The 11,649-nt window shown below is 68.9% G+C and carries 9 protein-coding genes and 3 pseudogenes; 9 read left to right on the forward strand and 3 right to left on the reverse strand.

Annotation, left to right across the window (positions count from 1 at the left end; all coding sequences use genetic code 11):
- Nucleotides 1-198: 198 nt before the first annotated feature.
- Nucleotides 199-774, reverse strand: a complete 576-nt coding sequence (locus tag AB0N07_RS47810; protein WP_365846785.1) for an XRE family transcriptional regulator — start codon at nucleotides 772-774, stop codon at nucleotides 199-201.
- A gap of 61 nt (nucleotides 775-835) precedes the next feature.
- On the opposite strand from AB0N07_RS47810, the gene AB0N07_RS47815 reads away from it, so the two are divergent.
- The 4 genes and pseudogenes from AB0N07_RS47815 to AB0N07_RS47830 all read left to right on the forward strand — a co-directional run.
- Nucleotides 836-1,732 carry a hypothetical protein gene (locus AB0N07_RS47815; RefSeq protein ID WP_365846787.1) on the forward strand — a complete coding sequence of 299 codons (897 nt, stop codon included), beginning with the start codon at nucleotides 836-838 and terminating at the stop codon, nucleotides 1,730-1,732.
- Between the two features lie 5 nt (nucleotides 1,733-1,737).
- The gene (locus AB0N07_RS47820; protein ID WP_365846789.1) at nucleotides 1,738-2,865 is read left to right on the forward strand and encodes an aminotransferase; all 1,128 of its coding nucleotides are present in this window, start codon (nucleotides 1,738-1,740) and stop codon (nucleotides 2,863-2,865) included.
- Between the two features lie 111 nt (nucleotides 2,866-2,976).
- Nucleotides 2,977-3,468 (forward strand): annotated as a pseudogene (locus tag AB0N07_RS47825) (transposase); the annotation flags it as partial.
- Between the two features lie 8 nt (nucleotides 3,469-3,476).
- Nucleotides 3,477-4,223, forward strand: a pseudogene (locus AB0N07_RS47830) (oxidoreductase); the annotation flags it as partial.
- 226 nt (nucleotides 4,224-4,449) lie between these two features.
- Here the strand turns inward: AB0N07_RS47830 and AB0N07_RS47835 are convergent.
- Entirely contained in the window at nucleotides 4,450-4,887 is a 438-nt protein-coding gene (locus AB0N07_RS47835) for a hypothetical protein (protein WP_365846791.1), read from the reverse strand.
- A gap of 247 nt (nucleotides 4,888-5,134) precedes the next feature.
- On the opposite strand from AB0N07_RS47835, the gene AB0N07_RS47840 reads away from it, so the two are divergent.
- Nucleotides 5,135-5,530 carry a MerR family transcriptional regulator gene (locus AB0N07_RS47840; protein WP_365846793.1) on the forward strand — a complete coding sequence of 132 codons (396 nt, stop codon included), beginning with the start codon at nucleotides 5,135-5,137 and terminating at the stop codon, nucleotides 5,528-5,530.
- A 105-nt stretch (nucleotides 5,531-5,635) separates the two neighbouring features.
- Complete coding sequence (locus AB0N07_RS47845) at nucleotides 5,636-6,559, forward strand: NADP-dependent oxidoreductase (RefSeq protein WP_365846795.1); 924 nt, start codon at nucleotides 5,636-5,638, stop codon at nucleotides 6,557-6,559.
- Between the two features lie 375 nt (nucleotides 6,560-6,934).
- Here AB0N07_RS47845 and AB0N07_RS47850 read toward each other — a convergent pair whose 3' ends face one another.
- A complete protein-coding gene (locus tag AB0N07_RS47850; RefSeq protein ID WP_365846801.1) occupies nucleotides 6,935-7,576 on the reverse strand; it encodes a hypothetical protein in 642 nt (213 codons plus the stop codon).
- Between the two features lie 27 nt (nucleotides 7,577-7,603).
- On the opposite strand from AB0N07_RS47850, the gene AB0N07_RS47855 reads away from it, so the two are divergent.
- The 3 genes and pseudogenes from AB0N07_RS47855 to AB0N07_RS47865 all read left to right on the forward strand — a co-directional run.
- Nucleotides 7,604-8,323: a transposase gene (locus tag AB0N07_RS47855; RefSeq protein WP_365846799.1), complete on the forward strand. Its 720-nt coding sequence runs from the start codon at nucleotides 7,604-7,606 to the stop codon at nucleotides 8,321-8,323.
- A gap of 121 nt (nucleotides 8,324-8,444) precedes the next feature.
- Nucleotides 8,445-11,216 (forward strand): SpoIIE family protein phosphatase, encoded by a 2,772-nt coding sequence (locus AB0N07_RS47860; protein WP_365846797.1) that lies wholly within the window; start codon nucleotides 8,445-8,447, stop codon nucleotides 11,214-11,216.
- Nucleotides 11,217-11,326: 110 nt separating this feature from the next.
- A pseudogene (locus tag AB0N07_RS47865) lies at nucleotides 11,327-11,542 on the forward strand (choline dehydrogenase); the annotation flags it as partial.
- Between the last annotated feature and the right edge of the window lie 107 nt (nucleotides 11,543-11,649).

Consider the following 11,649-nt stretch of genomic DNA (forward strand, 5'->3'; position numbering starts at 1 on the left):
GACGCGTTACAGGACCTGCTGCGGTGCTGGGACGGCACCTGCACCACCTGCGGCCGCCCCCTCACCAGAACCAGAACCTAACGAAGCACTACTAGCTAGACTAGCTAGCTAGAGCAGGGCCGGTGCCGTGTTGCCGTCGAGGTTGGCGACGGTGATGCGTCGAGTTGGGGCCGGGCGGGTCGGGGCCTGCTGGCGGCGTCAGGCGCCGCTGACAACACGCATGAAGACCGTGGGTTCGGTGTGCTCGTTGAGGTAGGCGTACTGCTGGTCGCTGAAGATGGTCGCGCTCTGTCCCGGCGCCAGGACCTGGGAACCGGCCGCGAGGACGAGGGTGAGACGGCCGGCGAGGACATGGTGGATCTCCTGCGCTCCGGGACGGTCGGGTTCAGCGTCATAACGGCCGCCCGGGGCGAGGGTCCAGCGCCACAGTTCGGCGCGCGGGTTCTCGGTGGCGCCGAGTAGGAGGGCGGTGCTGCCGTCCGGGGCCTCCCATGCGAGCGTGCCTTCGGCTTGCGCGCCGGGAGCGTCGCTCTCAGGCAGGGCGAGGGCGGCGAAGTCGGTGTCGAGGGCGAGGGCGACGCGGTCGACGGTGGCGAGGCTGGGATTGGCCTGGCCGAGTTCGATGTCGGTGAGCATGCGTCGGCTGAGTTTGGCGGCGTCGGCGAGCTGCTGGACGCCCCAGCCCCGCTGCTTGCGCAGCGCGCGGATGCGTCTGCCGATACGGGCGACGAACTCCTGCGTTGCCTGGCTGTCCGGGGCACTCTCACCACTCATGCTGAGAACTATAGTGCGCAGAAAGTTGCCACTTGATTGAGTGAGCAATATATTGCTCATCATGCGTGTAATCAGCTCTCCCCGCGTCTCCGAGCAGGCCGTTCTCGCGGCTCTCCGCGATGCTTTCGGGGACCTTGCCCTCCGTACGTCACCGGGCCAGTTTGTCGTTGACCTGCCCGGTGGCGGTGACGTCATCCACTACCCGGCGGTCCTGTCCCACGCCGACGTGTACTCGGTCAAGGTCTCCCCGTACTTGCCCGATCCCGCCGGACCCGCCGTGGTCATGGCGTGGACGATGCTCCTGAGCCTGTCCACCGGGCAGCCGCTCGCGCTTCTGGACGCCTCCGAGCTGACGGTCGAGCGCACCGCGGCCACCACCGTGCTCGCCGCCGACCTCCTCCTGCCGCCCAGCGCCCGCACCGCGGCCGTCGTCGGTTACGGGCGCGTCGGCCGTGCGCATGCCCGCTACCTGCGCCACCTGCGCCCCGGCGTGACCGTCCGCGCGTTCTCACCGGAGGGCATCGACGAGGCCGGCGACGGTGTCCAGGCCGTCGCGAGCCTTGAGGACGCGGTGACGGATGCGGACCTGGTGATGCTGTGCACCTCGGCCGCCGACGATGTGATCGACCCCCGCACTCTGCCCGCGGGCACGGTCGTCACCTCGATCTCGACCAACGCCCCCGGCGCCCGCGAGATCCCGTCCGCCGCCGTCGAGGCCCTCGACGTCTACGTCGACGCGCTCACTACTCTGCAGGTCGCCGCCGACCTGACCCGCGCTGCTGCGGACGGTTGGGACCCCGCCGCCGTGCGTGGCGACCTGGCCGGCCTCGTGGCCGGCCGCGCCCAGCGTCCGAGCGGCGAGCGGCCGGTGTACTTCCGGTCCGTGGGACTGGGGATCGAGGACGCGGCCGTCGCCTGGGCCGTCCTGCACAACGACAACACCATGACGAAGGGATAGTCCCGGTGAAGATCCGCCCGTTCGCCGTCGAGCAGTGGATGAATGACTACGAGGAGACCTGCCGCTACAACCTCGCCGAGACCTGCGTCCGCTCCCTGACCACTGGCGAACTGCTCCAGATGTCCGGACGGCGGGGGGAGATCCTCGCCGAACTCGACGCCACCCCACTCTCCTACGGCCCCATCCCCGGAAGCCCCCGCCTGCGCGGCCTCGTCGCCGGCCTCTACGAGACCCAGGGACCGGAAAACGTCCTGATCACCCACGGCGCGATCGGCGCGAACGCCCTCGTACACGCCACCCTCGTCGAACCGGGCGACCACATCGTGGCCGTCGTCCCCACCTACCAGCAGCACTACTCCATCCCCGACAGCTACGGCGCTCGCGTCACCCAACTGCCGCTGCGCGAGGAGAACGACTGGCTGCCCGACCTCGACGAACTCGACCGCCTGGTCTCGGCTGACACCAAGCTCATCGCCGTCAACAACCCCAACAACCCCACCGGCGCCCTCATCGACGAAGCAGGCCTGGCCCGCATCACCAAGATCGCTGAGCGGGTCGGGGCATGGGTGCTGTGCGACGAGGTCTACCGCGGCGTCGACCAGGACGGCGACGGCTTCACCGCCTCGATCGTCGACCTGTACGAGCGCGGCATCTCCACCGGCAGCATGTCCAAGCCATACTCCCTGGCCGGACTGCGCCTGGGCTGGATCGTCGGCCCCACCCGCCTCCTCACCCAGGTGGCCACGCACCGGGACTACACCACCATCAGCGTCGGACGCGTCGACGACCTCCTGGCCTGCGTCGCCCTGGAGAACAAGGACGCCATCCTCGCCCGCTCCCACCACCTCACGCGCGCCAACCTCGCCATCCTCGATGAGTGGGTCACCAGCCGCGACGACATCACCTACGTCAAACCGGCCTCGGGCACCACCGCACTCCTGCGCTACAACGCCCCGATCGACTCCTACGAGTTCTGCACCCGCCTCCTTCAGGAGACCGGCGTCATGTTCACCCCTGGCGCCGCATTCGACATCGAGCACACCGTCCGCATCGGCTTCGCCGACGACACCGAGATCCTGCGCACCGGCCTGGAACTGGTCGGCCAGTTCCTCGACCGCCTCGCCCAGGACTGACTCAGCTTGTCCTACCTTCCAGGCGTGGGTTTGAGCTGGTCCTTCGTAAGATCGGCGGGCCCCGGGGGTTCTGGGTATGGCTGTGAGCTTGTCGCCGTTGGATGGCTCAAAGAACTCACCGCCGACCAGGTCCGCCGCGTCGTCACCGACCTGACCGCTGGCGGCCAGTGGGACGACGGTGACGCCGACATCCTGGTCGTCTTCGACGCCGGCTATGACGCTCCGCGCATGACCTACCTCCTCGATGGCCTCCCGGTCGAGGTGCTCGGCCGGATGCGCTCGGACCGGGTGATGTGCAAGCCGGTCCCCACTCCGTGGATCTCACCGCCGCAGGGCGGACGGCCCCCGAAGCACGGCAAGGAGTTCCGCTTGGCCAGGCCGGACACCTGGGGTGAGCCGGACGCGGTGACCGTGCAGGTCACCGACCGGTACGGCACCGCGCAGGCCATGGGATGGGATCGCATCCATCCGAGGCTGACCACCCGCTCCGCGTGGATCGACCATCAGGGCGGACTTCCCCTCATCGAGGGCACGTTGATCCGTCTCCAGGTTGATCACCTGCCCGACGGACAAGAGCCGCTGCCCGTGTGGCTGTGGTCCTCCAGGACCACGACGGTGCGCTCGCCGTCCTGCGCGAGGCCGCCCGCCTCGGGATCACCCACATCGACACCTCCGGTGCCTACGGACCACGCGTCACCAACAAGCTGATCCGTGAAGCACTGCACCCCTATCCCGCATCGCTGCACATCGTGACCAAGGTCGGCGCGGTCCGCGATCAGCAGGGCGGCTGGCCCCCGGCCCGGAAGCCCTAAGACCTGCGCCGCGCCGTCCACGAGAACCTTGGAGACCTCGGCCTCGAATCGCTTGATGTGGTCAACCTCCGGCTCGGCGACGCCCAGGGCCCCCGGCCCGGCTCGCTCGCCGAACCCTTCGAAACTCTCGTCGAACTCCAACAGCAGGGCCTCATCCGGCACCTGGGAGTGAGTAACGCGACGGCGGAACAGGTCAGCGAGGCCCAGGTGATCGCGCCGATCGTGTGCGTGCAGAACATGTACAACCTCGCCTACCGCCAGGACGACGAGCTGATCGACGATCTCGCCGACAAGGGCATCGCCTACGTGCCCTTCTTCCCGCTCGGAGGCTTCACCCCACTGCAGTCCACGGGGCTTTCCGCCGTGGCCACCCGCCTGCACGCCACGCCGATGTCGGTCGCCCTGGCCTGGCTGTTGCGGCGGTCTCCGAACATCCTGCTCATTCCCGGCACCTCGCAGGTGGCACACCTCCGCGACAATGTCGCCGGCGCCGGGCTCTCGCTCTCCGAGGAGGAACTCGCCGAGTTGGACAAGATCGGCCGGTAACAGCAGGACGCCGCCCGGCTCTCAACACGGCCAAGGGGCGGTCGCAGTGTGATGCGAGCCTCATCGTTGTCGACCGAGGGGCGCGTTCACGCATCCTGCGGCCCGGTGACGGCCCCAGAGGCGTCCTTGACCGCTCGGCACGGCCCGCACGCTCCACGAGCAGCCAGCTCCCCCCTCGTTGCCCCCCAGCAACCGAGCGAGGAACGAGGAGCAGCCCTGGCCGTTTTCAAGGCTCTGGCCGCAGTTCAGTGATCCCGTTGATCGTCAGCGTTTGGGCGGCGGCACGGGCCAGGGCCGTCCATCTGGCGAGCTGTTTGCCGGCCGTCCGGCCAACACGTAGTCGAGATACTCGTCCTGGACCACGCCAGCGTTGACCCACTTTCGCGTCCCGCTCCGGTGACGTCTTGAGCGGCTGCGAGGGCGACGAGCGGGCCTCGCAAGTCGCGACCAGGCGACCGAACTCCTCTTCCTCATCGTCGGTGTAAAGAGGAGGGAACTCGACCACGTCAACGAAGGTCTCGTGACCGACGTCTTCCAGGGTGTGCAGGTGGATCTCGTAGCGGGTCTTGGCCGGTCTGACTTCGATGTAGCGGATGCCGGGACGCTCGGGTGAGCCAGCAGGGCCGAGGAACTGCTCGACTGGTCGACCCCGCCTCAGCGCCAAGGTCGAAGGACTCCGTCAAGTAGCGCACCCGAGAAGCGTAGAGGGCCTGGAGGGACGGTCGGCGCGATGCTCATGGCTGGGTGAGGATCCGGGTGTCGGCGTACTGAGAAAAGTGCTCAGGCGTGTACAGACGAATGTGCTCAGCTGTGGGACCGGGACGACAACCCTGCGGCTGTGGCGGCGTCCGCAGGTGTCCACGACTCGTCGACGGTCTGCACCTGGAGTACGCGAGCGTAGGCTCTCAGGAATGCGGATCGGCGAGCTATCCACGCGCACGGGCGTGAGCCCGCGCTCATTGCGGTACTACGAAGAGCAGGGTCTGCTGACCAGCTCACGCTCCGATACCGGGCAGCGGCACTATTCCGCTGAGGCGGTCCAGCGCGTGTCGCTCATCCGGCAGCTGTTCGACGCGGGTATGTCCAGCCGGGTGATCGCGACTGTGCTGCCGTGTGTGGACCTCCCGGGTGACCTGGGCGTCGCCGAGGAGACGTTCACGGCGATGATGCGCGAGCGCGACCGGATCGACGACGACATCGCGCACCTGATCGCGACCCGGGATGCGCTTGACCTGCTGATCAGGGCCAACAGCCGGCACCGGGCGGAGCTGTCCACGTCACCGGAGCCGACGGCACAGTTGACCTGATGCTGTGACCTGCATCTCAGTCGGTTGCCCCTGACATCGATGTGAGAGGTGAGGATGGCTGCAGACCCGGAATCACCGGGTCGGTCACACGGGAGGCAGCGGAAGATGGGGCAGGCGTGGGGTTTCGGCAGGTATGGCGGGCCCGAGGTGCAGGAGTTCATCGATCGTCCCGATCCCGTCCCCGGTCGCGGCGAGGTGCTGATCCGGGTCGACGTGGCCGGCGTGAATCCCCTCGACCACATGCTGCGCTCGGGTCTAGTCCCCGGGCTCGACGGTGGGCGTCCGTTTCCCCGTGTGCTGGGCATGGAGGCGGCGGGAACCGTTCTCGCCCGGGGCGAGGACGTCGACGGGCTCGAGGTGGGTGACGCGGTCTTCGGCTTCGCACTCACCGGTGGCGGCACCTACGCCGAGACGACGGTGCTGTCCGCGCCGAACACCGCGCGCATCCCGGCGGGCCTGTCCGCGACCGTGGCGGCAACACTGCCCGTGACCGGGACGACCGCGGTCGACGTGCTCGACCAGCTCGGCCTCCCGGCCGGCGCCACGGTCCTGGTCAACGGGGTCGGGGGCGGGGTCGGCCTCGCCGCCGCCCGGCTGGCCGCCAAGCGCGAGCTGCGTGTGATCGGCACCGGGAGTACCGCCAAACGCGAGCAGGCCGAGGCCATCGGGGCGCGGTTCATCGACTACACCGCCGGGGACATCGTCGCCGCGGCACGCGAGCTGGTTCCGGACGGCTTCGACGGAATCATCGACCTGGTCGGAGGCACCTCGCTGCGGACGGTCGCTCCGCTGGCCCGGGATCCCCGCAACGTCATCGCCGTGGGCGATATGTCTGTGCCCGATCTCGGTGGGCGTTTCATCGAGCGGCGCCTCGACCGGGAGAGCCTGGAGCGGTCCGCCCGGCTGGCCCTCGACGGAGTTCTCGCACCCGTGATCACTGCGGTCCATCCGCTTTCCGACGCCCCGGCCGCCCTCGCCACCGTCGAGAACGGTCACACTGCGGGCAAGGTTGTCATCAAGGTGGCGTGAGAAGTGCCTGACCGTCCAGCGCCGTCGACCGTCCATTGCGGACTGACGAAAGCCCGTGGGCAGCGCATCACCAACTGACCACGTTCACCTGTACGGAGTTGAGCACGTTCAGGCGTACGCCGACACCGGGTCCGGAGCAGTTCGAAGGAGGCCCGGCCATACATGGCCCGCTTGAGGGTTTTCACCCTGTTTACGTGGCCTTCGACGACCCCAGAGCTCCAAGGGAGAGTCAGTCCTGCGGTGACGGCGTCGAGGTCCTGGCGGAGGAAGCCGGCGAAGCCCTCATCCCCTTCGGTGCGTCCTGTTCGGCCTGCCGGATCCACTCCAGTAGGAGGTATCCGCGCTGGTGGCGGACCAAGTCGGCGAACGCCCTGGCTAGGTCGCAGGGCCGGGTGATGTCCGGGCAGGCGAGCCGGACCTGAAGCAGCCGCTCGTCCTGGCTGTCAGTGAGGGTCTCCCGGGGCCGCATGATCCAGGAGGTGATCTTGCGGGGGCTGGGGATGTCGGCCGGACTGGTTCTGCGGTGCCAGCGCGGAGGGCGGCGATGTGCTTGCGGACGACCTGGCGGCTGCCGTGGTAGCCGCGCGCCTGGATCTCCAGGAACAGCCGAGTGCCGTTGACCTGGCCTTGCGCCTCGGCGAAGCGGTCGTTCACGTACGCCTTGAACGGCTCCAGGACGCCGTTGGGGCGGCGTTCGCGGGCGGAGGCGAGCAGCTGGTCGAGGTCGGTGTTCCGGAAGCGGCGGACGGTCTTGCGGTCGAGGTTCAGCCGGGCGGGCGACGGCACAGCCAGAAGGTCACCGCGGCCGGCCAGCGGGATTGGATCGGCTATCGCGGCCACCAGTCCGAGACCTGTGACGAGACGAGCCCGAACGCCATCGTGCAGGTGGTCACTCGCCCGGCGCCGCAGCAGGACATCGATGCCCTCGACGGTATCCACAAACAGCTGACCCGCCAGGGCTTTCAGCCCCTCGAGCACGTCGTCGACGGCGGCTACGTCACCCCGGACAGCATCCACCAGGCATCCCAGAAGTGGGGCATCCCCTTGCTCGGTCCGGTCCGAGTTGACCCGCAAGGCGCCCAGCGGCCGGGCTTCACGAGAGAGGACTTATACATCGACTGGCAGGCTCGCACCCTGACTTGCCCGCACGGCATCACCAGCCCGCCCTGGAAACCTACCCTGGGCGACGGGCATCCCCGGCTGACGCAGGTCAGGAAGGACCAGAAGACCAGCAACTGGGAGCGGCGCTATGCCATCCGCGCGGGCTGCGAGGCCACCGTCTCCGAAACGGTCCACGCTCACGGCCTGCGGCATTGCCGCTACCGCGGCCTGGCGAAAACGCACGTCCAACACGTGCTCACCGCCGCAGGAACCAACATCATCCGCCTCAGCGAACACTTCCCACCAGGCACTACACCCGCACCGCCACCGCGACCGGCCAGCCAACTTCCAACAACTCTACCGAAGGCTCCAAACCTAGAGATCACCAACAGCATCCACTGCCGCATCCAGAGGGCCTGCCGCGCGCCCACGCGTACTGGTTCCAGGACGGGCAGAAGATCACCGGGGTGTCGTTCTGGGACTCGGGAGAAGCGTGTGACTTCTGACGGGACTAGGAGTCGGAGGCCCGGCGGCGTACGGCCAGGGCCCGTACGTCGCCGAGGAGAAGGAAGGCTTCTACCAAGGGGGAGCGCTTGCCGTTGGCCGCTAGAAACGGCAGGTGGGAGGGCGGTTGCTACCGCACTGGCTCCGCATGGGCGCTGAGCCGCCCCTTCACCCATTTGGTCACATTCGCCCGGCTTTAGTGTATTTTCATAACGTCGCCTGGATTGTCTACAGGTAGGAAGTGGTCCGAATGGCTCGCTGTGGTCGGAGCGAGGACACCATGGCGCGCAGCCGTGAGCGCTTCCTGGCCGGTGAGTCGGCGGGCCCGGGAGTGCGCAGCGAGATCCTGTCCTCCTGGAGCCGCTGTCAGTCCCTGGGCCTGCTTCCGAGCCTCGGGACCACCTACCAGGGCGAACCCGACCTCAACACCGAGCTCGTCCACGCGGCACAGCCGGTGCTCGACGAGCTGGCGGCCGCGATCGCCGGCACCTGGTCGACTGTGATCCTCACCGATGGCGAGGGCCTGGTGCTCCGCTGCCTGGCCGGTCAGCCGCAGATGACCCGCTACCTCGACGATGCGGGCGGAGGGGCTCCCGGCTTCAGCTTCCACGAGTCCCTCGCCGGTACGACATCCATCGGCCTCGCGCTCGTGGAGCGGCGTACCAGCCGTGTCTACGGTCATGAGCACTTCGCTGACGCATGGATCGTGCAGGGCTGCGTGGCCGTGCCCGTCCACGACCCCTTGAGCGGGCGCATCGTCGGCATTGTTGACCTTGCGACCGAGCGGTCCGAGTTCACCCCGACGCTGGAAACCACGGCGCGCAAGGCCGTTCGCGCCATTGAACGAAGGTTGCTGAAGCAGAAGACCGACCGGGAGCGTGCCCTCCTGCAGGCCTACATGCAGATCGCGCGCCAAGCAGAGGCACCCGACTTCATGGAAGGCAGGCGATATGCCCTCGGCACCCCGCCCGAGGACATACTGACCGGGTCCGACCGGCTGCTCCTGGAGGAGAAGGCGGCAGGGCTGATCGCCTCGGGCCGCAGAGCCGCCATCGAGGTACCCGTGTCCGGCGGCCGGGTGGCCACACTCCTTGCGCGGCCGGTGGCGGACGCGTGCGAGGGGGTCGCGGTCGAGGTCATCGTTCCCGCGGGCCGCGCGCTGTTCGCCATGGAGGGGACGCCCGCTACCAAGCCGCCCGTGCCGCGGACCGACACGGTCGGGACGCTCGGGACGGTCGAGCTCCCCGGTGCCCGGCACGGCCCTCCCCCTGAGGTTGCGGCTCCCACCGCGGTTCCGGCTCCCACGGCGGTTCCGGCGGCCGGCGAGAGCCCGCCGCAGTGCCACCGATGGGTGCTGGCCGTCGGGGAACCGGGGATCGGCAGGCTCGCCCTCACTGCGCGGCACCGTCTGGAGCTGCTGCGCGAGTCCAGCCGCCGCATCGGCACCACCCTGGACGTGGTCCGCACCGCAGGGGAACTGGCCGAGGTGATGGTCGAGAACTTCGCCGACGCGGTCACTGTCGACCTGTACCCTCCCGTCCTCCAGGGGGACGAGCCCTCGGCCTCCGACGGGCTGCTGATGCAACGCGCCGCGGTGAGCGGGGCGGACGGCCTCCCCTTCCCCGGGGTGGACGAGCAGATCGACTTCGACCCCACCAGCCCGCAGGCCCAGTGTCTGGCCAGCGGCTCCCCGACGATCGAGGCGGACCTGAAGGCGGCGCGATGTTGGGCAACCCATGACCCGATACGCACCGCGGAGATCCTCGACCGGGGCGTGCACTCCCTCATCACCGTCCCGCTGAGCGCCCGCGGCGTGGCCCTGGGGGTGGCCAGCCTCTACCGTTCGCGGAGATCCGCGCCCTTCGAGGACGACGACGTCTGCCTCGCCGCGGAGCTGGTCGCCTGCGCCTCCCTCTGCATCGACAACGCGCGCCGCTACACGCGCGAGCACGCCACGGCCCTCGCCCTTCAGCGCAGCCTGCTCCCCCGGGACCTGCCCGAACAGAACGCACTTGAGGTCGCTCACCGTTACCTCCCCGCACACATCGCAGTCAGCGGCGACTGGTTCGACGTGATCCCCCTGTCGGGGGCCCGCGTCGCACTCGTTGTGGGCGACGTGGTCGGCCACGGCGTCCACGCCGCCGCCACCATGGGACGGCTGCGCACCGCCGTGCAAAACTTCTCCACCTTCGAACTCACCCCCGACGAGCTCCTCACGCATCTGGACGACCTGGTCGCCCGGATGGCCGAGGAGGAGAGCGGCACGGACACCTTCATCGGAGCCACCTGCCTGTACGGGGTGTACGACCCGACCACCCGCCGCTGCAGTCTCGCCCGTGCGGGACACCTCCCCCCGGCGCTCATCTCCCGCGACGGGACGGTGACCTTCCCGGAGGTGCCCGCCGCGCCGCCGCTCGGCCTGGGCGGATTCCCCTTCGAGACGGTCGAGATCGAACTGCCGGACACCAGCCAGCTGGTGCTCTACACCGACGGGCTCGTCGAGGACCGCGAACGGTGCATCGAGACCGCGCTGGAGGAACTCCGGCAGACTCTCGGCCATCCCGGCCGCTCGCCGGAGGAGACCTGCCAGGCCGCCCTCGCAGCCCTGCCGTCCTCCCGGCCGAACGAGGACGACGTCACCCTGCTCGTCGTCCGCCCCCGCAGTCTGGACCCGTCGGACATGGCCTGCTGGGACGACCTGCCCCTGGACCCAGCCATCGTGTCCGAGATACGCGGAGCGGTCCTGCGGCAACTCGCCCACTGGGAGCTGGAGGAGATCGGCTTCACCACCGAGCTGATCCTCAGCGAACTGCTCACCAACGCCATCCGTCACGCCACCGGACCCGTCCAGGTGCGGCTGCTGCGCGACCGGACGCTCATCTGCGAGGTCACCGACACCAGCAGTACCTCCCCCCACCTGCGCCAGGCCACCACGACCGACGAAGGCGGCCGCGGTCTGTTCCTCGTCGCCCAGCTCGCCCAGCGCTGGGGAACCCGTCACACGCCCCGCGGCAAGGTCATCTGGGCCGAGCAGCCGATACCCCGGGGCTGACCTGCGGTCCGACCGCCGTTCCGCACTTGCTCGCCGTACCGGGCAAGGCACCACGCGGAGGAGACCTGGCCAGGCAGGAGACCATGGCTTTGGAATCCTAGTACGACTTCATCATCCTCGGCGGAGGCTCCGCCGGCTGCGCGCTGGCGGCGCGGTTCAGTGCGGATCCCGCCAGCCGGGTGCTGGTGCTCGAAGCCGGACGGTCCGACTACCCGTGGGACATTCTCATCCACATGCCCGCGGCCCTGGCCTTCCCTCTCGGGAGCCGGTTCTACGACTGGAGGTACGAGTCCGAGCCGGAACCCTTCATGCACGGCAGGCGGATCCGTCGCGCCCAGGTGACTCCTCCCCCTCGTGAGGGGGTTTCTCGCTATGCCGGTGCGGCTTCGCGACGGGCCAGCCCGGCCCGTAGGACATTGATCGCGGCCACCGT

Source organism: Streptomyces sp. NPDC051172 (genome assembly GCF_040682555.1).
Lineage (GTDB): Bacteria > Actinomycetota > Actinomycetes > Streptomycetales > Streptomycetaceae > Streptomyces.